At 60.0% G+C, this 22,918-nt stretch carries 18 protein-coding genes; 6 read left to right on the top strand and 12 right to left on the bottom strand.

The window, feature by feature from the left end; translation table 11 throughout:
- Window positions 1-262: 262 nt before the first annotated feature.
- From PYR65_RS12635 to PYR65_RS12595, 9 genes are all read right to left on the bottom strand, one after another.
- Complete coding sequence (locus PYR65_RS12635; protein ID WP_276118229.1) at window positions 263-2,146, bottom strand: PAS domain S-box protein; 1,884 nt, start codon at window positions 2,144-2,146, stop codon at window positions 263-265.
- Window positions 2,147-2,257: 111 nt separating this feature from the next.
- Window positions 2,258-2,650 (bottom strand): Fe-S cluster assembly scaffold SufA, encoded by a 393-nt coding sequence (sufA, locus tag PYR65_RS12630; RefSeq protein WP_060640910.1) that lies wholly within the window; start codon window positions 2,648-2,650, stop codon window positions 2,258-2,260.
- Window positions 2,651-2,740: 90 nt separating this feature from the next.
- Entirely contained in the window at window positions 2,741-3,121 is a 381-nt protein-coding gene (locus tag PYR65_RS12625) for an SUF system Fe-S cluster assembly protein (RefSeq protein ID WP_060641017.1), read from the bottom strand.
- Window positions 3,122-3,134: 13 nt separating this feature from the next.
- On the bottom strand, window positions 3,135-4,376 hold the full coding sequence (locus tag PYR65_RS12620; RefSeq protein ID WP_276121053.1) for a cysteine desulfurase: 1,242 nt from the start codon (window positions 4,374-4,376) through the stop codon (window positions 3,135-3,137).
- 13 nt (window positions 4,377-4,389) lie between these two features.
- Complete coding sequence (sufD, locus tag PYR65_RS12615; RefSeq protein ID WP_276118228.1) at window positions 4,390-5,664, bottom strand: Fe-S cluster assembly protein SufD; 1,275 nt, start codon at window positions 5,662-5,664, stop codon at window positions 4,390-4,392.
- A gap of 11 nt (window positions 5,665-5,675) precedes the next feature.
- Complete coding sequence (gene sufC, locus PYR65_RS12610) at window positions 5,676-6,431, bottom strand: Fe-S cluster assembly ATPase SufC (protein WP_060640908.1); 756 nt, start codon at window positions 6,429-6,431, stop codon at window positions 5,676-5,678.
- 111 nt (window positions 6,432-6,542) lie between these two features.
- Window positions 6,543-6,884 carry a GIY-YIG nuclease family protein gene (locus tag PYR65_RS12605; RefSeq protein ID WP_276118227.1) on the bottom strand — a complete coding sequence of 114 codons (342 nt, stop codon included), beginning with the start codon at window positions 6,882-6,884 and terminating at the stop codon, window positions 6,543-6,545.
- Between the two features lie 63 nt (window positions 6,885-6,947).
- On the bottom strand, window positions 6,948-8,417 hold the full coding sequence (sufB, locus tag PYR65_RS12600; RefSeq protein WP_060640906.1) for a Fe-S cluster assembly protein SufB: 1,470 nt from the start codon (window positions 8,415-8,417) through the stop codon (window positions 6,948-6,950).
- Window positions 8,418-8,562: 145 nt separating this feature from the next.
- Complete coding sequence (locus tag PYR65_RS12595) at window positions 8,563-9,729, bottom strand: cysteine desulfurase family protein (RefSeq protein ID WP_276118226.1); 1,167 nt, start codon at window positions 9,727-9,729, stop codon at window positions 8,563-8,565.
- Between the two features lie 224 nt (window positions 9,730-9,953).
- Here PYR65_RS12595 and PYR65_RS12590 point away from each other — a divergent pair, with 224 nt between their 5' ends.
- On the top strand, window positions 9,954-10,631 hold the full coding sequence (locus PYR65_RS12590; RefSeq protein ID WP_037130387.1) for an alpha/beta hydrolase: 678 nt from the start codon (window positions 9,954-9,956) through the stop codon (window positions 10,629-10,631).
- A gap of 173 nt (window positions 10,632-10,804) precedes the next feature.
- Here PYR65_RS12590 and PYR65_RS12585 read toward each other — a convergent pair whose 3' ends face one another.
- Window positions 10,805-11,998, bottom strand: coding sequence for a GGDEF domain-containing protein (locus tag PYR65_RS12585; RefSeq protein WP_276118225.1), 1,194 nt, complete (start codon window positions 11,996-11,998; stop codon window positions 10,805-10,807).
- A gap of 105 nt (window positions 11,999-12,103) precedes the next feature.
- Window positions 12,104-13,246, bottom strand: coding sequence for an anhydro-N-acetylmuramic acid kinase (locus PYR65_RS12580; RefSeq protein ID WP_276118224.1), 1,143 nt, complete (start codon window positions 13,244-13,246; stop codon window positions 12,104-12,106).
- Window positions 13,247-13,375: 129 nt separating this feature from the next.
- Between PYR65_RS12580 and tyrS the strand changes: the two genes are divergently transcribed.
- On the top strand, window positions 13,376-14,629 hold the full coding sequence (gene tyrS, locus PYR65_RS12575; RefSeq protein ID WP_276118223.1) for a tyrosine--tRNA ligase: 1,254 nt from the start codon (window positions 13,376-13,378) through the stop codon (window positions 14,627-14,629).
- Window positions 14,630-14,680: 51 nt separating this feature from the next.
- On the opposite strand, the gene PYR65_RS12570 is transcribed toward tyrS, so the two are convergent.
- Window positions 14,681-18,076, bottom strand: coding sequence for a YhdP family protein (locus PYR65_RS12570; protein ID WP_276118222.1), 3,396 nt, complete (start codon window positions 18,074-18,076; stop codon window positions 14,681-14,683).
- A 363-nt stretch (window positions 18,077-18,439) separates the two neighbouring features.
- Between PYR65_RS12570 and PYR65_RS12565 the strand changes: the two genes are divergently transcribed.
- From PYR65_RS12565 to PYR65_RS12550, 4 genes are all read left to right on the top strand, one after another.
- The gene (locus tag PYR65_RS12565; protein WP_276118221.1) at window positions 18,440-18,922 is read left to right on the top strand and encodes a peroxiredoxin; all 483 of its coding nucleotides are present in this window, start codon (window positions 18,440-18,442) and stop codon (window positions 18,920-18,922) included.
- A gap of 2 nt (window positions 18,923-18,924) precedes the next feature.
- Window positions 18,925-19,752 carry a ferritin-like domain-containing protein gene (locus PYR65_RS12560; protein WP_276118220.1) on the top strand — a complete coding sequence of 276 codons (828 nt, stop codon included), beginning with the start codon at window positions 18,925-18,927 and terminating at the stop codon, window positions 19,750-19,752.
- Window positions 19,753-19,850: 98 nt separating this feature from the next.
- Window positions 19,851-21,164: a M23 family metallopeptidase gene (locus PYR65_RS12555; RefSeq protein ID WP_276118219.1), complete on the top strand. Its 1,314-nt coding sequence runs from the start codon at window positions 19,851-19,853 to the stop codon at window positions 21,162-21,164.
- A 210-nt stretch (window positions 21,165-21,374) separates the two neighbouring features.
- On the top strand, window positions 21,375-22,910 hold the full coding sequence (locus PYR65_RS12550; RefSeq protein WP_276118218.1) for a DEAD/DEAH box helicase: 1,536 nt from the start codon (window positions 21,375-21,377) through the stop codon (window positions 22,908-22,910).
- The last annotated feature ends 8 nt before the right edge of the window (window positions 22,911-22,918 follow it).

The following is a 22,918-nucleotide window of genomic DNA, read 5'->3' as shown; positions in this document are numbered from 1 at the left end:
GCTGAATACGATTATCTGGTGGGAGCGATACCCCATTCTCCGTCATCCTCGCCCTTGTGGCGGGGATCCAGCAACCCGACGTCCGTCGGGTTAAAAAACTATTTAATTTCAATAATTTGAGCTGAATTTATGTCTGTGCGAGCATAGGAACGACGGGGGATTGGGGTTCGCGTAGTGTCCCAAATGACCTACAAAAAGCCGGCAACTGATTTTGTCAGTCTCCTGATGGACGCTCGACGCGCCCCAATCGGGCATGTGCCGTTCAAACGCCCTCAGACTGGTCCGGAAGCAGCAGAACGAAGCGCGCCCCTTGCGTGAATGACGTGTCGAGCGCGATGGAGCCGCCGTGGCTCTCGGCGATCCGTTTGGCCAGCGCCAGTCCGATGCCTGTGCCCGGATAGACACTTTCATCCCGGTGGAGGCGCTGGAAGACGTCGAAAATTTTCTTAGCGAAGCGTGGATCGACGCCGATGCCATTGTCCTCGAAGATCACCCGGATCGTGCCTCCGTCCGTTTCCGCGTAAATCCGGATCACCGGTTTCACATCCTTGCGGCGGTACTTGATGGCATTGCCGATCAGGTTCTGGCAAAGACGCTTCAGCAGTTCCGTATCGCCTTTCAGCTGCGGCAATGCCTGAACATCGATCGTGGCGTCGGCCTCGCGAATGAAACTGTCGAGATTGAGGATGGTCTCTGAGATCACCTCGGTCATCGAGACCACCTGCCAGCTGCCGATTTCATCGGCGATCTGGGCGTAGTCGAGCAGGCTGTCGATCAGCTGGTACATCCGCCGCGCACCCTGGCGCAGATGGCCGGCATAGACCGGGATCTCCTCTAGATTGCCGCTGGCCACATCCTCGCTGATCATCTCGGAAAACATCGACATATGCCGCAGCGGCGCCTTCAGGTCGTGCGACACCGTACCGGTGAAATGGTTGAGAGCCGCGTTCTTGCGCTCCAGTTCGGCGCTCTGCCGGGCGATGCGCTGCTGCTGCAATTTCAACTCGGTGATATCGCGGCCGACAGTGACATATTCGATCAGCTCACCGCGTTCGTACAGCGCGATATTCGACCAGAACAGCCAGAGATCGGACCCATCGGGCAATTTCCGGTGCTGTTCGCGTGTGGACAGCGGCTCGTCTATCGAAAGGTTTTTGAGCAGCGCGGCCAGGTTTGCCCGGTCCTCTCCCGGAACAAAATCGAGCAGCTGCCGTCCGATCAGCGCATCGGCGGCCATGCCGGCGAGCTTCGCATAGCGGTCGTTGACAAACGTATAGGTAAGATCGGGAGCGACACGGCTGATGACATCGGGAATATTCTGCACCAGCGAATAATATTCGAGCCTTTGCCGCTCCAGTGCGATTTCAGCCCGTTTCAGATCGGTGACGTCGATGCGAAGCGCAACGGTGTAGCCGTCTTCCGTCTTGAAGTCCTCCACCCGCAGCCAGCGGCCGTCGCCATAGGGAAAGATCTGGTGATCGCCGCCCGGGTTGCGAAAAGCCCGCATCCGGTTCTCAAGCCAGGCTTTTGCCTTTGGCGACCCGACGGGCGCGCTGGGATAATATCCCACCTCGTAGACGGCGAGCACGATCTCTTCGGCCGTCATGCCGATTTTGAGCCTTGGTCCCGCTGCGCCGCAAATCTGTCGATAGGCATCGTTATAGATGATGATCCGCTCATCCCGGTCGAAGATCGCAAACCCCTCCGGAATAGCCTGCAGCGCGGTCTCGAGAATATCGCCGGCAGTGCGGTGCGCGCGGTGAGGTTCCAGATTGGCTGGGAGATCGCGGATGTCGTGGATAATAGCGGCAGACCCACGCCTGACGCCATCCGCATCGACGATGGGCGCGACACGCAGCCGGGCTTCGAACACCGTGCCGTCGCGGCGGCTGAAACGATGGACCGCTTCGGAAAACCGCGCCTTGTGAAGACCCTCCACGCTCTGGCAAAGGCAGGCTTCAACCTCATGTCCGCTCGCAAAGAGACGATGCGCCGGACCACCGGTCAGCGCCTCGGCGGCATAACCGAACTGCTCGATCGCCGCCGCATTCACCGACAGGATGGTGCTGCCGGCATCAACAAGGATGACGGGGGACGGAAAGATATCATAGATCGCTTGCAGGAAATCTGTCTGCGCCGCCGTCATCGGGTTACGCTCCGCCCAACACTGGGAGAAGCATAAAACAGAAAAAGAGACTGGCGCAAACCAGTCTCTTCCTGAATTCGAATCAAGCGCCGCAGGAGCGCAGCGATAGCCTCAGCTGGCGCGAACCACCGCGTCACCCTTGGCCGCCAGCGCAGCAAGATCGGCGGGCTTCAGTTCGACGGATTCACCGCAGCCGCAGGCCGATGTCTGGTTCGGGTTGTTGAAGGTGAAGCCGGAGCGCAGCGTCGTGACTTCGAAGTCCATCCGCGTTCCGAGCAGGTAAAGCACGGCTTCGGGAGCAACCCAGACCTTGGCGCCCTGATGTTCGACCAGATCGTCCTTCGGGTTCGCCGAGGTCACCATGTCGATGGCATATTCCATGCCGGCGCAGCCGCCCTTCTTGATCCCGACGCGAATACCCTGGGCATCACCGCCGGCATTTTCGACGATTGCCTTGACGCGGCCTGCCGCCGCATCGGTCAAACTCATGATTGCAAAGCCCATCGGCCGTTCTCCTTGTAGCCACCAGGTTCAAGGCCTGATGCTTTCCGAGTCCAGAATGTAATGCGCACCGGTTAAGGGATCAATACGCGATCAGTACCAGCCGACCGCAACTTGCGCCTCTTCCGACATGCGGTCCGGCGTCCACGGCGGATCGAAGGTCATCGACACTTCGACGCCCGATACGCCTTCGACGGAACTGACGGCATTTTCCACCCATCCCGGCATTTCGCCGGCAACGGGGCAGCCGGGGGCGGTCAACGTCATGGCGATCTTGACCATGCGGTCATCTTCGATATCGATCTTGTAGATCAGCCCCAGTTCGAAAATATCTGCGGGGATTTCCGGGTCATAGACCGTCTTCAGCGCAGAAATCACATCATCGCTCAGGCGCGCCAGTTCGTCTGCGGGAATAGCGGAGTGAACGAGGCCTTCACGGACATCGATCTTGTCTTCGGTCGTATCAAGGCTCATCGGCTTCATGTCCTTACGCAAAGAATTTGCGGGCTTGATCCAGCGCATCCACCAGAATGTCGACTTCGGCCCGCGTATTGTAGAGGCCAAAGGATGCACGGCATGTGGAGGTCACGCCGAAGCGTTTCAAGAGCGGCTGGGCACAATGCGTTCCCGCCCTCACCGCGACGCCGGCGCGATCGATCACCATCGACACGTCATGGGCGTGGATGCCTTCGAGTTCGAAGGAGAAGATACCACCTTTGCCCGGCGCCGTCCCGATCACCCGCAGCGAATTGACCGACGACAGGCGCTGATGCGCATAGGCGGCAAGATCGGCTTCGTGGGCCGCGATCGCCGCCCGCCCGATCGTATCCATATAATCCAGCGCATAGCCAAGGCCGATCGCCTGGACGATTGGCGGCGTACCAGCCTCGAACCGGTGCGGTGGCTCGTTGTATGTGACCGCGTCTTCGGTCACCTCGACGATCATCTCGCCGCCACCCATGAAGGGACGCATTTCCTTCAGCCGGTCCATCTTGCCGTAGAGCACGCCTATGCCCGAGGGACCGTAGAGCTTGTGCCCGGTCATCACGTACCAGTCGCAATCGATATCCTGCACATCCACCGGCATATGAACGGCGGCCTGGCTGCCGTCCACCAGCACCGGAATGCCGCGCTCGCGCGCGATCCGGCAGATTTCCTTGACGGGAACGACGGTGCCGAGCGCGTTCGACATATGGGTGATGGCAATCAGTTTGGTCTTGTCGGTCAGGCATTTGACGAAATCGTCGATATGAAACGCGCCCTGATCATCGACCGGCGCCCAGACCAGCTTGGCGCCCTGGCGTTCCCGGATGAAATGCCAGGGAACGATGTTGGAATGATGCTCCATGATCGAGATGACGATCTCGTCACCATCACCGATCTTCGGCATGCCGTAACCATAAGCGACCGTGTTGATCGCCTCGGTGGAGGATTTGGTGAAGATGATGTTATCGACTGACGGCGCGTTCAGAAAGCGGCGCACTTTTTCGCGCGCACCCTCATAGGCGTCGGTTGCCGCGTTCGACAGAAAATGCAGGCCGCGATGGACATTGGCATATTCATTGGAATAGGCATGGGAGATGGCGTCGATGACCACCTGCGGCTTCTGTGCCGAGGCGCCATTGTCGAGATAGACAAGCGGCTTGCCGTAAACGGTCCGCGAGAGGATCGGAAAATCCCTGCGGATCGCTTCGACGTCATAGGCCGGCACCGGCACCGAGTGTTCCATGTCCATGATCCAATCAGGCGTGCTTTTCGAGCCAGGCGGCGATGATCGTTTCCAGTGTCTCGATCAGTCCCTCGTCCTCAAGTTCCTCGACGATCTCATCGACAAACGCGTTGACCAGCATGGCGCGGGCCTTGTTTTCCGGAATGCCGCGCGCGCGCAGGTAATAGAGATGCGTCGGGTTGATATCGATGACGGTGGCGCCATGGCCGCATTGCACGTCGTCGGCAAAGATTTCCAGCTCCGGCTTGGCCGAGAAATCAGCGTCGTCGGACAGGAGCAGCGTGTTGCACGCCATCTTCGCGTCGGTCTTCTGCGCATCCGGAGCGACCCGGATCTGGCCCTGGAACACGCCCTTGGCACGATCAAACAGCACGTTGCGCAGGATTTCCGTCGATGTCGTGTTCGGCACGTCATGGCCGAGCGTGAACGTCACATCGGTATGGGTGTCGCCGCCGAGCAGGTTGATGCCGCGCAGCTTGAAATCGGCGCCTTCGCCCGTGGTGACGCCATGCACTTCCTGGCGAACCAGCTTGCCGCCGGCATTGATGATGAACAGGCGCAGTTTGGCATTGGTGCCGAGATCGAAGTTCACCTGAGCCAGATGGCTGTCGTTGGCGCCCTGCTGCTGCAGGATGATCCAGGTGATCTCGGCGCCCTCATCGAGGATCAGGTCGCTGACAACGGTCACCAGGCTTGCAGCATCATTGACCGAAAGATGGCGCTCGATGATCGTGGCCTTGGAATTGGCGCCAAACGTCACCGGAAAGCGGGAATGGCTCTGGCCGGCACTTTGTACCAGCTGGAACTCGATCGGCTGTTCAAGCTCGGTACCCTCAGGCACCTCGATCTCGAACCCGTCGCGCACGAAGCTGCCATTGATCCGCCCAACGGCGTCGTCCTCATCGCGTTCCACCAGATCGGCGGCGGCAACGCCATCGATCAGGCTTTCGGCATAGGAGCGCACGTTGATGCCGGCAGGCAGGTTCTTGGTATCCGCCTTGCCGTTCAAAACGGCAAGCACCGAAGAACCGGGAACCAGCGGATCGACCCTTTGCGCGAACGCGGTGGGATCGTAGGCCGGAACGGCGCGCAAGAGCGCGCGCAGGTCCGTATAATGCCAGGATTCGACCCGGCGCGTCGGCAGGCCCTGCTGGCGCAGGTTTGCCAGCAGCGTATCGCGCGCAGACAGCACGGCACCTTCGCCGGGCAGTTCACCGATCTGGGCAGTATAGGCATCGACGAGGGCCGTTTCGGCGGCTGTCATCGTGATGGCCGTTTGCATGTTCATGCCGTTACTCCTCAAGCCGCCGCATCGATGATGTCGGCATACCCATTGGCTTCGAGATCAAGCGCCAGCGACTTGTCGCCCGACTTGATGATCTGGCCCTTGTAGAGAACATGGACGCTATCGGGCACGATATATTCCAGGAGGCGCTGGTAATGGGTGATGACGATGACAGCGCGGTCCGGCGAACGCAGCGCGTTGACGCCGTCCGAAACGATCTTCAGCGCGTCGATGTCGAGGCCGCTGTCGGTTTCGTCGAGCACGCAAAGCTTCGGCTCCAGCAGCGCCATCTGCAGGATTTCCGCACGCTTCTTCTCGCCGCCGGAGAAACCGACATTGAGCGGGCGCTTCAGCATATCCGGGTTGATCTGCAGCTTGGCGGCGGCCTCCTTGACGCGGCGGATGAAATCCGGCGTCGAAAGCTCGTCTTCGCCGCGATACTTGCGCTGCTCGTTGAGCGCGACCTTGAGGAACTGCATGGTCGCGACACCCGGGATCTCGACCGGATACTGGAAGGCAAGGAAGATGCCCTTGGCGGCGCGCTCGGACGGATCGAGCTCAAGAATGCTCTCGCCATTATAGAGGATATCGCCTTCGGTCACTTCATAATCGCTGCGGCCCGACAGGATATAGGACAGCGTCGACTTGCCGGAGCCGTTCGGCCCCATGATGGCAGCAACTTCACCGGCCTTCACGGTCAGGTTCAGACCACGGATGATCTCGGTACCGTCTTCGGCGATGCGGGCATGGAGGTTTCTGATTTCAAGCATTTCAATCTTCCTAGAGTGGCCGGCTTGCATTGATCCATGCAAACCCATGTCCTAAGCGCTTCACTCAGACCGCCGTCATCCTCGGGCTTGTCCCGAGGATCTGACAGTCTATCAATTGTAATCGCTCCACATTTTAGTGCTCGGATGTGGGCGATAGGCATTGTCGATTTCTTCAATACGTTCGAACAGGTCCAACCACGTGGGGTTGAGCCCTTCGATCAATTCGATTTTCCAGTCCCGTCTATACCTCTTCAAAGATTTCTCACGCTGTATCGCAAGAACGATGGTCGGATGACGTTCGAACCAAACCAACTTCTCGACGCGATATTTTGCAGTAAATCCTTCATGGATGTGATTGCGGTGTTCCCAAATTCGCCCCGTGAGGTCTGAGGTCACGCCGATGTAGATAACGCCTCTTGGCTTGTCAGACATCATATAGACGAAACCGGTCAATCACGTCTCCAAGATCGGCTCCATCAGATCCTCGGGACAAGCCCGAGGATGACGGTGAGATTTCTAGCCCACGCTACCTTCCAGCGAAATCCCGATCAGCTTCTGCGCTTCAACCGCAAATTCCATCGGCAGTTCCTGGATGACTTCCTTGACGAAGCCGTTGACGATCAGCGCGATCGCCGCTTCCGTGGGAATGCCGCGCTGCAGGCAGTAGAACAGCTGGTCTTCGGAAATCTTCGAGGTCGTCGCCTCATGCTCGAACTGCGCCGAGGAATTGCGGGCCTCGATATAGGGCACCGTATGGGCGCCGCACTTGTCGCCGATCAGCAGGCTGTCGCACTGGGTGAAGTTGCGTGCGTTTTCCGCCTTGCGGTGGGTCGAGACCTGGCCGCGATAGGTGTTCTGGCTGACGCCTGCGGCAATGCCCTTGGAGACGATGCGGCTCGACGTGTTCTTGCCGAGATGGATCATCTTGGTGCCTGAATCGATCTGCTGGTGACCGTTGGAAACGGCGATCGAGTAGAACTCGCCGCGCGAGCCATCGCCACGCAGGATGCAGGACGGGTATTTCCAGGTGATCGCCGAGCCGGTTTCGACCTGCGTCCACGAAATCTTGGAGTTCTTGCCACGGCAATCGCCGCGCTTGGTGACGAAATTGTAGATGCCGCCCTTGCCGTCCTTGTCGCCCGGATACCAGTTCTGGACGGTGGAATACTTGATTTCGGCATCGTCGAGCGCAACCAGCTCGACAACAGCCGCATGCAGCTGGTTTTCGTCGCGCTGGGGTGCGGTGCAGCCCTCCAGATAGGAAACGTAGGCGCCCTCTTCCGCAATGATCAGCGTGCGCTCGAACTGGCCGGTGCCCTTCTCGTTGATGCGGAAATAGGTCGACAGTTCCATCGGGCAGCGAACGCCCTTGGGGACATAGACGAAGGATCCATCCGTGAACACGGCGCAGTTCAGCGTCGCATAATAATTGTCGGTCGTCGGAACGACGGTGCCGAGATATTTCTTCACCAGATCCGGATGTTCGCGGATGGCTTCCGAGATCGACATGAAGATCACGCCGGCCTTCTTCAGTTCTTCCTTGAACGTGGTCACGACCGAAACGGAATCGAACACGGCATCGACGGCGATGCGCGGCGTTTTCACGCCCGCCAGGATTTCCTGTTCGCGAAGCGGAATGCCGAGCTTTTCATAGACCCGCAAAAGCTCCGGATCGACGTCGTCGATCGAGGTCGGGCCGGGCGTGCTCTTCGGCGCTGCGTAGAAATAGATGTCGCTGAAATCGATCTTCGGATAGTTGACGCGCGCCCATGTCGGCTCTTCCAGCGTCAGCCAGCGCTGATACGCCTCCAGACGCCATTCGAGCATCCAGTCCGGTTCGTTCTTCTTTGCCGAAATGAAGCGGATGATGTCTTCGGACAGGCCCTTGGGCGCCTTGTCCATTTCGATCGTCGTCTCAAACCCGTATTTGTACTGGTCCACATCGATCAGGGCGACCTGATCGATTGTTTCCTGCACAGCAGCCATGTCGTTCTCCAATCTCGCCGGGTACAAGGTCCGGCAGCTTGTCAGTACGATACAATGTTCGTGTATCGCCTATGTAGTGGGCTTAAGGGGCATTTTCACCCCGTTTGCCAAGCGGAAAATTCAATTTCCGCAATTTAATTCAGAGTCAAGCTGCAGCCCCCGCGAGCCTGCGGCGCGCCGCAACTTTGGCAAAGACCGCAGCGCATCTGTCGATCTCATCCTCTGTCGTCGCCGGCCCGATCGAAATCCGCAGCGCACCATGCCGAGGATCATGGCCCATGGCCGACAGAACATAGCTCTGGCCGACCTTGCCGGACGAGCAGGCGGAACCCGCCGAAAGCGCGACACCCTCAAGATCGAAGGCGATCTGGCCGGTTTCCGATTTAAGCCCCGGCAGCGTGAAAAAGCATGTATTGCCAACGCGCGCGCCACCAAGGCCATGAATGATGACATCCGGTGCAGCCTCGATCATCGCAGCCTCCAGCCGGTCGCGCAGTGCAGACACGCCGCGCATGCGCCCGTCCAGGTCCGCAGCCGCACACCGCGCGGCCGCGCCAAATCCGGCAATAGCCGCCGGATTTTCAGTTCCGGAGCGATGCCCCTTCTCCTGGCCGCCGCCACGGATCAGCGCCGAAGGCATCAGGATCTCGCCACGCGAGACGAGCGCGCCAACACCTTTGGGGCCGCCGATCTTGTGCGAGGAGATGATCACGAAATCCGCTCCCAGCGCCTCGATCGAAACAGGCAGCCGTCCGGCAGCCTGAACCGCATCGACAACCAGAATGCCGCCCACCGCCTTGACCAGGCAGGACACGTCCTCGATGGGCTGGACGATGCCTGTCTCGTTGTTGACCAGCATCACCGCAACCATCGGCAGGCCGGATTGCCGGTCGTGTGCTGCAAGCGCGGCTTCCAGTGCTGCAAGATCGATCGTGCCATCAGGCGTCACGGCGATTTCCCTGATCGCATTGGCCCCAAACCGCCCGCCTTCGCGGACAGCCGGATGCTCGATGGCAGAAATATAGAGATGGCCGATGGTGAGCGGTGTCTTGCCCATGCGGAAATCGGGTGTCAGCACCCAATTGGCCGCCTCCGTCGCGCCGCTGGTAAAAGTCACATTGGCGGAGGCCGCATCGCAAAGGGCTGCGACCTCACGGCGGGCATTTTCGATCAGGGTGCGGATTTTGCGGCCCTCGCCATGCACCGAGGATGGGTTGCCGTTAAGATCAAGCGCGCAATGGCATGCCTCGCGCGCAGCCGGCAAGAGCGGCGCGGTGGCATTCCAGTCCATGTAGATGCGCTCTTGTCCCATATTCCCTTGCCAAAGATGGACCGGCTGCCATGTAAAGGCATGCGGCCGGTGCATTTTCCTTGAATTTTTTGCTTCGCTTGCCGTAAGAGACAGCACTCGCCACGGAAAGTCCGTGTCAAAGTTTTGAATGGTTCTAAACTGGTTTTAGAAAAGCTGACTGCTTTCGTCAAGACTGCATCGGCGCTGAAACGGTTTTTAGTCCCAGAATCAAGCCCGGAGAGCCAATGCCCGAAATCATCTTCAACGGACCGGCCGGTCGCCTCGAAGGCCGTTACCAGCCGTCCAAGCAGAAGAATGCCCCGATCGCCATCGTTTTGCACCCGCATCCGCAGTTTGGCGGCACGATGAACAACCAGATCGTCTACCAGCTGTTCTACATGTTCCAGAAGCGCGGCTTTACCACGCTCCGGTTCAATTTCCGCTCGATCGGCCGCAGCCAGGGCGAATTCGACCACGGCGCCGGCGAACTGTCGGATGCCGCCTCCGCGCTCGACTGGGTGCAGAGCATGCATCCTGATTCGAAGAGCTGCTGGGTCGCCGGCTATTCCTTCGGCGCCTGGATCGGCATGCAGCTCCTGATGCGCCGTCCGGAAATCGAAGGCTTCATGTCGATCGCGCCGCAGCCGAATACCTACGACTTCTCGTTCCTGGCGCCCTGCCCGTCCTCCGGCCTGATCATCAACGGCGATCTCGACAAGGTTGCCCCTGAAAAGGACGTCAACAATCTCGTCGACAAGCTGAAGGCCCAGAAGGGCATCCTGATCACCCACAAGACCGTGCCGGGAGCCAACCACTTCTTCAATGGCCAGGTCGATACGCTAATGGCCGAATGCGAGGACTATCTCGACCGGCGGCTGAACGGCGAACTGACGCCGGAACCGGCAGCAAAACGCATCCGCTGACGATTGGGGCGGTCGTCCGCCCCGTCATCACGACACGGGCACTCCGGGCATTGCCTGGCTTTCCATAGGTCCAAATGGCACTCCGCGCCTCAATCGTCGCCGGGTGCCATTTTTTGTTGAGACCTGATCACTTGTCCCAGCAGCCGGGTGATTTAGGAGTTGAAACGTGGATTTCAGGCCTGCGCCTGCCAGCCGTCCGGCTTTGCGGGTATCGTCTGACCTGCGCGGTTGACCCGGTTGCGGCCGCTCTTCTTGGCATCATAGAGTGCTGCATCGGCACCCTTGATCGTGTCGGAGATCTTGTCGCCGGGTGCCGCCAGCGCGCACACGCCAAAACTGGCCGACAGGCGCACCGTGTCCGGCAGACCGGCGATGGTGAGTGACGAAAAGCTGTTTCGCAGTCCCTGCGCGAAGAGATAGCCGGTTGTTTCGCCGGTCGATGGCAGGAAAATCGCAAATTCCTCGCCGCCAAACCGCGCGCAGATTGCGTCAGGCGGCGCATGTCCGGCAATCATGCGGCCAAAGGCCAGGATCACCTGGTCGCCCGCAGCATGGCCATAGGTATCGTTCACGACCTTGAAATGATCGAGATCGCACACGATCACGCAGTGCGGATAGGCAGACAAAGGGCGGGACAGGATCTGGCTTACTCGGGCGTCAAAACCGCGCCGGTTGAAAAGCCCCGACAAGGGATCGATTTCCGAGTTTGCCTTCGCATCGTCCATGATCTCCACAACGATCACCGCCAGAAGCGTGAGCCCCGTGGAGACCACCAGCACCGCGCTGAGGCTCTGGGAGACCAGCGCATAGGTGCTGCCGAGATAGGATTGCGCGGTACCGCCACTGCCGAATTTCACGGCGAAATAGACCTTGCCGGCAAAATTCGCAGCCGTGACCAAAAACAGCGCCATGAGGAGGCGGTCGGCGATCTCGCGCCGTCCCGAGCGATAGATCGCCAGCGCGCAGAGCAGCTCCGCGATCGCAAACGGCGTCTGATAGCCGAAGGAATGGGCAAATGTGCTGCGCGGCAGATCATAGATCATCAGGTTGAGCGGCAGGGCCGCTGCCAGAAGCGCCGTGATGGTCCAGATATTGGCAGGCACCGAATAAAGCCTGCCGATCCCGACGCGGATCATCAAAAGCGCAGTCAATACGGCGGTGAACGCACCAAAGCTCGCAAGCCTATCGAAATCGCCGTAGCGGATCGCGACTTCGAAAACCGCTGACAGGGACGCGACCGCAAAGGCAGCGGCGAACCAGCGTCCGGCAGAGGGAATGCGGCTGCGCCTGGAGATCACAAGGAAGAAGACGCAAAAAAGCTGCGCTATCAGGAAGTTGACCGTCAAAAGAAAAAGCGCGCCGTTCATCTCAGTGTCCGTTTCGAGAACCCACACGCCGTGTGCTCTCCTGCGCCCATGCCAAAGGCCAGCGCAGATTCGCGGGAATGGTAACGATGTCCGGCAAAAGAAACGTTAATCTGCGAACGGTGATTGCGCGGGAAGTACCGGATTGAAGACGCCGCCGGTGACCGGTTTCGTGACGCCCGTGGTGCCCGGAAAAGTCAGCGGCAATCCTTCCATCGACCGGACGGCGAGATAAGCCCACGCCTCCGCCTCCATGGCATCGCCATCAAGACCCGCCTCTTCCGCCACGATGACTGCGATATCCTCCTTTGCCCCTAGCCTGCGAAGGTCGTCCATGATGACCGGATTGAGCCGCCCGCCCCCGCATATGACCAGGGTCTGCGGCCGCTCGGGCAGATGCCTCGCCGATTTGAGAATGGCGGCAGCGGTCACATAGGCAAGCGTGCGCGCCCCATCCGCCAAGGCGGCATCGGCAACGGCTGGCGGTGAGAAGTCGTTGCGGTCAAGCGAGCGGCGCAGGTTGGATGAGAAAAACGCGTGATCGAGATACCTTTCCGCAAGCGAGGGAATGATGCGGCCAGCGCTGGCGATCGCGCCATCCTTATCGAATGTGCCGCCCGTATGGGTCTCCACCCATTGGTCGATCAGGGTATTTCCCGGCCCGCTGTCATAGGCGACGATATCGCCTTCGGTGCCGATAAACGTCAGATTGGAAATGCCGCCGATATTGACGAATACCAGCGGGGCTGTTTGGCCGGCGCTTTGGGCAAGCGCGGCATGATAGACCGGAATGAGCGGCGCGCCCTGCCCGCCAAATGTCATGTCATGAGCACGCATATCATGCACGACGGCAATGCCGGTCGATTGCGCCAGAAGCGCGCCATCGCCCAGTTGCACGGTCAGCGCCGCATCGGGGCAGTGAAGAATGGTCTGCCCGTGAAATCCGATCACGTCTATGTCTGTTGGCGACAGCCCGTTGCTGGCTAGAAAATCGTTGACCGCAACGGCATGCCGTAAGGTGAGGTTTCGCTCGATCGCCGAAAGGTCCCCCGGGCGCTGCGTTCTGTCCGTCAGCGCGCGCGCCTCATTCAATGCCGATTTCAGCCTGTTCCGGAAAGCCGGCTCATAGCCGACGCCCATGGACGGACCACGCTCGACACGGTCGCGGCCATCGGTTCGAATGAGCGCGATGTCGATGCCATCCATGCTGGTCCCGCTCATCAGCCCGATCGCCGTCTTCATCTGCGCCATTGAGCATTCACCCCCAAACAAACATTTGCGATGCAAACAGGTGCACTTTCTACCAAACAGTGCTAAACGCCGCGCAAATATCCAGCAAGCGTCCATTCCTTTAAAACAGCCTCCCGAAAGAGACAGGTCATGTCCGAATTCAAGTCCGATTTCCTTCACACCCTCCACGAACGCGGCTTCATCCACCAGACATCCGACAATGCCGGACTGGATGCGCTGTTCAACAAGGAAACCGTGACGGCCTATATCGGCTTTGATCCGACCGCGCCGAGCCTGCATGCCGGCGGCCTGATCCAGATCATGATGCTGCATTGGATGCAGGCGACCGGTCACCGGCCGATCTCGCTGATGGGCGGCGGCACCGGCATGGTCGGAGACCCGTCCTTCAAGGATGAGGCGCGCCAGTTGATGACGCCGGACACGATCGCGTCCAACATCGCCAGCATCAAATCGGTCTTTTCCAACTACCTGACCTATGGCGAGGGGCCGAAAGACGCCTTGATGATCAACAATGCCGATTGGCTGCTCGGCATCAACTACCTTGAATTCCTGCGCGATGTCGGCCGCCACTTCTCGGTCAATCGCATGCTGGCCTTCGACAGCGTCAAGACGCGGCTCGACCGCGAGCAGTCGCTGTCATTCCTCGAATTCAACTACATGATCCTGCAGGCCTACGATTTCGTCGAACTCTACAAGCGCACCGGCTGCCGTTTGCAGATGGGCGGCTCCGATCAATGGGGCAACATCATCAACGGCATCGATCTCGGTCACCGCATGGGAACGCCGCAGCTCTACGCGCTGACCTCTCCGCTCCTGACCACATCTTCGGGCGCAAAGATGGGCAAGTCCGTCAATGGTGCGATCTGGCTCAACCCCGACATGATGTCGGCCTACGATTTCTGGCAATATTGGCGCAACACGGAAGACGCCGACGTGTCGCGCTTCCTCAAGCTCTACACGACGCTGCCAATGGGCGAGATCGCCCGCCTCTCGCAGCTTGCCGGCACCGAGATCAACGAGGTCAAGAAGATCCTGGGGACCGAGATCACGGCAACCCTGCATGGCCGCGCCGCAGCCGAGGAAGCGGCCGAAACCGCCCGCAAGACCTTTGAAGAGGGAGCACTTGCTGCCAACCTGCCGTCCATCGACGTGCCCACGGCAGAGCTTGAGGCCGGCGTCGGTGTTCTCGCGCTGTTCGTGCGCGCCGGTCTGGCCGAATCGAACGGCAAAGTACGGCAGTTTCTCAAAGATGGTGCCGTGCGCCTCAACGATGCCGTGGTCAGCGACGATCGTCAGCTGATCGGCACCGGTGACGTCACGGCCGACGGCGTGATCAAGCTGTCGCTCGGCAAGAAGAAGCACATTCTCGTCCGCCCGTCCTGAGCGCTCGAGTCCATGGAATGACATGAAACCGGCGGCGATCCCGCCGGTTTTTTATTGGAATTCGAAGATGCTGCGGAACACGCCGGGCGCGATGATCGACAGGGGGTTGATCGTCAGGTTCGGCTTGGTGAATGGCCCGACCAGCTTGAAGGTGATGCCGAGCAGGCCGCGGTCGCGGCCATTGCCGAGAATGGCGCCGATGATCGGCAGTTCGCCGAACAGCCGGTTGAGCCCATAGGCCGGCATGAAGGTTCCGGTCATGTCCATATTGCCATTCTGGTCACGCACCGTTCCCTGGAACGTCGCGCCGATATCGACGCCGCGCACCACGCCGCCGTCAATGGCGATCGATCCATTGTCCAACGCCACATTGGCCGATCCGCGCTCGAAACGGGCCGAGCTGACATCGATATCCTTCTTCACGGCCTGGTTCAGGCTTCGGCCGTCAGCACCTGTCGGGGTCGAGACGATCGATTGCAGCCGTGTCTCGTTGACCAGCGAAAACTTGCGGATATCGATATTGCCGCGCCACGAACTGCCGCCGCGATCACGCAGCTTGAGGTTCAAAAGACCACCGCGCATGTTGTTGTAGATATTGGCAAACCGGACCAGCGAACCGGCATCGCCGGTGGTCAGTTCCAAAAAATTGTCGGCGCCGTTTTTCGTCAGCTTGGCGACAACGGCCTGACCGCTGTCCGTCACCGCCGACAGATCGACGGCATCGATCTGCTTGCCTCTGGCGGCATAGTCCAGATTGACGTTGGAAAGGGTTTCGGAATGGAACCCGGTGACCTGCTGGAGATTGGCATTGATGGCGATGCGTTTGCCATCACCACCGTCATCGCCGCTGGAAGGGCTGCGCAGGCTTTCGATGATCGGGCGTATATCGGCCGAACTGCCATTGACGCTCACCCCGAAACCGCTCTTTTGACGCTTGATGCTGACGGCGTAATTGTCGCCCCGCGACAGCTGGACCGACGAAAACGCGCCCGAACTCAGGCCTGCCTTGTCGAGCACCAGTGCGCCGCTCGCGCCAAAACCGTCACCGGTGAGCTTCAGGTCGTCGATATGCGTCATGTCATCGACGTTGGAGACCGAAAACGCGGCCTTGGCGCCAATCCCGGCTCCTTTCGACCAGCCGATCCATGGAAGCGAGATCGCCGCCCGGCCGAGATCGGCCGAGACGGTCTGCCGGTCGGTATCGTCGATCAGGATATCCAGTGCCACCGGCCCATTGACGATACCGGCAAGGCCCGGAGCAAGCTTGGCAAGTGCCTTGTCATCCAGCGTTCCGGACACCTCACGCTTTCTCTTGACGGTGCTGTTGGCCCCGACCGGTTCGACAAGCGAGATATCCATCGGTCCGCCGTCGATATCGGCTTTCGCGTCAAGCACCGCCTGCTGCGGATCGATCCGAAGGCTTCCCTTGATGTCGGAAATCGCGCGTCCGGCAATCGGTTTGTTGAGCGTCACGCCGTTGAGCAGCATTTCGGCCTGCCATTGCGGTGGCGGCGGTTGCTGGGCAACGACCAGACCAAAACGGGCGCCGACGCGTGCCGTCATGTCGCCGGAAAAATCCTCCGGCTTGAAAGGGGTCCGCTGCAGGGCGAGAATGGGCCGGTAGGTGACAAGCTCGGCAATCGCGTCCGCCTGCCCGGCCACATCGAGCTTCATTTCGGCAATCAAAGGCTTTTGGTAAGTGCTCGGAATGATAAAGTTGCCGCCGGTCAACGTGGCGGAGCGCCCCGACGGGAAATACGCGGTTCCGCGCTCGATCTCCACATCCATGCGCTCGCCCTTCAGCGTGAACGCGCCGGCAGCATCCCGCAGCGGCGGGATATCGCCGGCCAGATTGATCCGTGCGTCGGTGATGTTGAACTGAACGTTCAATTCCTCGGCATTCAGGTCGATCGGCCCGACGGTGCGGGTAATACGTCCCATCGGCAGGAAGACCTCGATCTTGCCATCCGTGACCGTGCCGCCGAAAATGTTGTTGACCACCCAGCGGCGTGCGTTCTTGCCGACCCACCAGGGCCAGAGCTGTTTGACGGCGGCCGACTGCAACCTGCTGGTCAAGAGCGCGAAGCTGATCTGCGGCGAGGTTTCCCCAAACGTCATCGACAGCGAACCGGCAGCTGTGCCAAGGCCGCTGGCAACCGTCAGTTCGTCAAAGACCAGCTGGTGACTTTCCGACAGATAGCGGCCTTGCGCCTTGGCGTCGAAGATCAGCGGCGCCTCGGAAACATCGATAGGCGAGGAGCTGGCAGCCTGCAGCAGAAGATCGATCGAAAAGCCCTTCTGTCCGGCAAACGCCGCCGGATCGAGATCGGCAATCGCACCGGTAAACGGAAAGGTTGAGCGGCCAACACGCGCCATCGACGGCAGGATTTCGATCCGGTTGCGCGCAAAATCATAGCTGACATTAAGTTCGGAAGGTTTGAGTTCCGATGTGAACCCGCCAGCATCGAAAGCACCGTCATTGGAACGCCCGTTCAATTGCAGCGCCGGAGGCGCGTTTTCTGACGCCCGAGTCGCCTTGATCGTCAGATCCGCGCTGCTTGTCACCCCGAAAGCGAGCTCCGTCGGGGTTTCGTTGCGATGCAGGAAGGCGGACAGCGGTAACCCCACGGCTGAGCCGTTGAGCGTCGTGATACGGCCGCTCTCACGATCGGCGCGCAGATGCAGTTGCGAGGATTGACCATCGATAGAAAACACACCGTCGATCTGCATGGAACCGTCAGCCGTGCGCTGGAAATCCAGCGTCTCCACCACGACGGGAACGATGCGCTGGCGCAGACCGGAAAACGACAGGCGCAGGTCGGCAATGCGCACCGTCTGCGTATTGCTGCGGCCAATCAGTTGCGAGAGACGGTCGATCTGGTTGAAGACGACCTCCAGACCCGCGCCGACATCGGCGATTCGGATCGTCGTCAGATCGATCGGTTTTCCCTGTGGAAGCAGCGCCGGATCCAGCGTCGCTCCCTCGGCCTCAAGCCGCGAAACGGCGATCCGCCCGGTCATCAGGGCCAAGGGGTTGAGTTCGATGAACACGCTGTTGGTCCCGACAAGCCGCTTGTTGGAGACGTTCTCCACCAGCGTCACGTTCTGGGCCTTCAGCGCCAGCGCCCCGTCAGACGTGACCCGCAGCACCGTGCTGCCCACTTCGGCATGATAGCCGCTGCCAAGCGCCGTGTTCAGGGCCGCCTGTGCCCTTGCATTGAGCGGCCCGTCAAGCACCCCGCCTTCAATGGCCGCAATCAGTGCTGCGCCCAGCAAAAGCACGATCGAGGCAACGACAACCGTTGTGGTAAAGATCAGACGGGTGATGCCGCGCTTGTTCGGCGCGTGAACGATGCAGGGGTCATGGGCCTGCGCGGACGGCAGGGAATGCAGAGCGACAATGTCTTCCTTGCGAAACGATACTTTTTCACCGCGGATTTCATTCATCAGCGCCGGCAGCCTCCGGATGTGTGAAAAAGAATCATGCGGTCATTTCCAATCTGCTGCGATGCCAATCGCGGCATCAACGGCTGCGTTCCGCAATGCCGAATCACGGATTACGTGGTTGATTCAAATCATTTTATCGCCCTGGCATATCAACGGCACACACACGCACCGCCTGACATTCGCATGCGTGACACAGTAGTTAAAGAACGACCCCGGAGCAAACGATGTCTGCCCTACAGCCCGTCTTCCTGTGCGCGAAAAAACCTCCACCATGACCGGCGGCGCTGGACGGGCCGGGTCACGATTGGATATGCCTGATGCGACAAACGTTTGGCGCACATGCCCCAAAATAAAGGAATAACCATGGCGAACCTGACCGAAGGCGCAATTGCACCGGATTTTACCCTGCCCCGCGAAGGCGGCGGAACCGTTTCCCTCGGTGATTTCAACGGAAAATCGGTCGTTCTCTTCTTCTACCCCAAGGATGACACCAGCGGCTGCACCACCGAATCAATCGCGTTCAGCGGACTTCTGAGCGAATTTTCGCAAGCCGGCACTGTGGTCATCGGCATGTCGCCCGATTCGGTGAAGAAGCACGACAAGTTCGCCAAGAAGTATGATCTGTCGGTGATTCTTGCTTCGGACGAGGATTTGTCCGTCCTCAACAGCTATGGCGTCTGGGTGGAAAAGAGCATGTATGGCCGCAAATATATGGGTGTTGAGCGTACGACCCTGCTGATCGGTCCCGATGGCGTCATCCGGCGCATCTGGCCGAAGGTGAAGGTCGCCGGTCATGCCGAAGAGGTGCTGGCAGCTGCCAAAAGCCTTGCCGGGGGAACGATCTGACAATGACGGACCTGCCGGAAATCCGCAGCCTTCGCGATGGCGCGGTCCGCGCCATCCGCGCTGATGATCTCGATATCAAGACGCTGCTGACCCAGGAGACAGCCCGCCGCTGGAACGAGCGCACCCTGTCGCTGCGCTCGCCGCTCGATATGGCCGTGCCTGAACGTCCCGGAAGGCCGCAAAAGCCCGAATTGATACCGCCGCGGCAGATGCCGAAGCGGGCGCTCACGACCGACAAAGGCCGGATCGCCCTTTTACATGCCATCGCCCATATCGAACTGAATGCCGTCGATCTGGCGCTCGATATCGTCGCCCGGTTCGCAACGGAGCCGGTGCCGAACTCGTTCTTCGACGGTTGGATGAAGGTGGCCTTCGAGGAGGCCAAGCATTTCCGCATGGTGCGCGATCGCCTGCGTGAGCTGGGTGCCGATTATGGCGACCTGCCGGCCCATGACGGACTGTGGCAGGCAGCGCATGACACGCGCAACGACCTGACGGCGCGGCTGGCGGTGGTACCGCTGATCCTTGAGGCGCGCGGCCTCGACGTGACGCCTGCGCTGCAGGCAAAGATGCGCGAAGCCGGCGATCTGGAAAGTGCTGCGGTGCTCGACGTGATCTACGAGGACGAAAAGGGCCATGTGGCGGTTGGTGCCAAATGGTTCCGGTTTCTCTGCGCGCGCCAGAAGAAGGACCCGGCCGCCGCATTTCAGGCCCTGGTCCGGGCCAATTTTCGCGGTCCGCTCAAGGCCCCGTTCAACGATATCGCCCGCGCCGAAGCCGGCCTGACCCCGTCGTTCTACCGCTCGATGACGGCCTCGGTAAACACCTGACAAATCGTCCGAAACGCTTGAGATCAAGGCTTTATTAACCTTAACAGTGTCTAATCAATCCCATCATGACGGGCAGGTAAGCACGCATTGGGGGTGAGTTGGTGTCTACGGAAAGCCAGGTTTTCGGCAAGCGCGCACAAAAGCACATCATCATTCTGGCCAGCGGCGACAAGGTTCGCCACATGACCATCCGCCCCTGGATGGCCGCAGTTTCCGTCTGTTTCGTCTCCGTATTTTCGATCGGCTACCTCGCCGCCACCTCCTATCTCGTACTGCGCGACGACCTGATCGGCGGCACGATGGCCCGCCAGGCGCGCATGCAGCATGAATATGAAGACCGGATCGCCGCCTTGCGCGCGCAGGTCGATCGCGTCACCAGCCGTCAGCTCCTCGATCAGCAGGTGTTGGAAGACAAGGTCGAAAAACTGCTGCAGCAGCAGATGGCGCTCTCCTCCCGCCACGGCCGTCTTGGCACATTGCTCGACCGCGCAGAAGAATCAGGCATTGCCGAAAAGGATATTCAGCCAGAGGCAGCGCCGGTCGAAAGCCAGAAGCGCGCCGATGCCGGCGGTGGCCTGAAGGCGATCGAGCGGTTGATGGGCATGGGCGGCAACACGCCGCAGCAGAAGATGGCGCTGGCCTATGCGCCCCAAGCCACGTCAAACGGCCAGGAAGCGATGTCGGACCGCGCCGACCGGCTGTTTTCGAAAGTGACGTTGTCGCTGAAGGATATTGAACAGCAGCAGAAAACCCGTATCGACAACCTGACGGCCGGCGCCTCGGAAGCCACCGATGCCATCATGACCATCCTTGCCCGCACCGGCGTCAAGCTTGATGCAGACGAGGTGGCCGTCACACCAGCCGTGACCGCAGACGACGACGCCATCGGCGGGCCGTTCGTGGAGCCAGAAACGACCGAGGCCTTCGATAACTCGCTGATCGGGCTCGATACAGCGCTTGGCCGCCTGGAGAGCGTCCGCAGCCAGGCGAAAAAGCTGCCGTTCAACAATCCATCGCCGGCCAGCGACATCACATCCACCTTCGGCAACCGGCTCGACCCGTTTCTGGGACGGCTGGCGCTGCATGCCGGCATCGATTTCCGGGCGCCGACGGGAACGCGGATCCTTGCGACCGCACCCGGCACGGTGATCACCGCCGGCAAGAATGGCGGTTACGGCAACATGGTCGAAATCGACCATGGCAATGGGATCACCACCCGCTACGCGCATCTCTCGACGATCCTGGTGAATGCCGGCGACAAGATCAGAACCGGCGAACCCATTGCCCGATCCGGCAGCACCGGCCGCTCCACGGGCCCGCACCTGCATTATGAAGTCCGTTTGAATGGCGAAGCGGTCGATCCTATGCGGTTCCTGACTGCTGGCATCAAGCTTAGCCACTACATCAACTGAGCTTGACGGCCTTGGCGCCGCTCTTGACGTAACAGCAGGCGTTTTTCAGCTATGTTGTTGTTGGCAGTCCATTCTTGGTTCTTTTCCCGATCAAACCACCGGTTTTCTTGACTTTGCTTGGCTATGGGACTAAGAGCCCCAGCGACGGCAGTTTACGCATGCGCCGATTGACCAGAGTTCGACCGAACCGGAACGGAAACAGATTTCCCTTTGACCACTTTTTCAGACCTTGGCCTGAGCCAAAAAGTTCTTACCGCAGTCACAGACGCGGGCTACACCATCCCCACACCGATCCAGGCAGGCGCCATTCCGCCAGCCCTGCAGCGGCGTGATATTCTGGGCATCGCCCAGACGGGCACGGGTAAGACGGCATCCTTCGTGCTGCCGATGCTGACGCTTCTGGAAAAGGGCCGTGCCCGCGCCCGTATGCCGCGCACGCTCATTCTTGAGCCGACGCGCGAACTGGCGGCCCAGGTTGCTGAAAACTTTGAGAAATACGGCAAGAACCACAAGCTCAATGTCGCCCTTCTGATCGGCGGCGTGTCCTTCGATGAGCAGGACCGCAAGCTCGAACGTGGCGCCGACGTGCTGATCTGCACGCCAGGCCGCCTGCTTGACCATTGCGAACGCGGCAAGCTCTTGATGACCGGCGTCGAAATCCTCGTCATCGACGAGGCCGACCGCATGCTCGACATGGGCTTCATTCCCGATATCGAGCGAATCGCCAAGCTGATCCCGTTCACGCGCCAGACCCTGTTCTTCTCGGCCACGATGCCGCCGGAAATCCAGAAGCTGGCCGACCGGTTCCTGCAGAACCCGGAACGTGTCGAAGTGTCCACGCGGTCTTCGACGGCCACCACGGTGACGCAGCGTCTGGTCGCGTCCCACGGCAAGGATTATGAAAAACGCGCGGTTCTGCGCGATCTGATCCAGAAGCAGGAAGAACTGAAGAACGCTATCATCTTCTGCAATCGCAAGCTCGATGTTGCCGAACTCTACCGCTCGCTGTCGCGTCACGGTTTCTCGGTCGGCGCGCTGCATGGCGACATGGATCAGAGCTCGCGCACGAAAATGCTGGCGGGCTTCAAGGACAACGCGATTACATTGCTGGTCGCATCCGACGTCGCCGCGCGCGGCCTCGACATTCCGGATGTCAGCCATGTCTTCAATTTTGACGTGCCGATCCATGCAGAAGACTATGTCCACCGCATCGGACGCACCGGCCGTGCCGGCCGTTCGGGTGCTGCGTTCACGCTGGTATCCAAGCGCGACACGAAATTCGTCGATGCCATCGAAAAGCTGATCGACAAGAAGATCGAATGGCTGAACGGCGATCTCTCTGCCCTGCCCGCTCCGATGGAAAGCCATGAGAGCAGCAAGCCCGAGCGCGGCGGCCGTGACGGCAAGCGCGGTGGCCGGCGCAACGACCGGGATCGCGAACACGCGCCCCGGCCCATCGCCAGTCACAAATCGGACATCAAATCAGACGATAGTCCGGCAGTCATAGCAGCCCCTCTCGAACCGGTAGTAACAAAGGCAGAACCTGTGAGATCAGAACGCAAGGCAGAAACGAAACCGCAGAATGCCGGCCGTAACAGCAACCGTCCTGCTCCCCAGCCGTATCCTGCCAATGACGACAATCGTGATCGCCGCAACCGCTACCGCCGCGACCATGATGACGGCCCGACACCGGTCGGCTTCGGCGACGATATCCCGGCATTCATGCTGATTGCCGGCAAAGCCTGAGCCTTACC

Source organism: Pararhizobium qamdonense (assembly GCF_029277445.1).
Lineage (GTDB): Bacteria > Pseudomonadota > Alphaproteobacteria > Rhizobiales > Rhizobiaceae > Pararhizobium > Pararhizobium qamdonense.
This window is presented reverse-complemented; position numbering and strand designations above follow the sequence as displayed.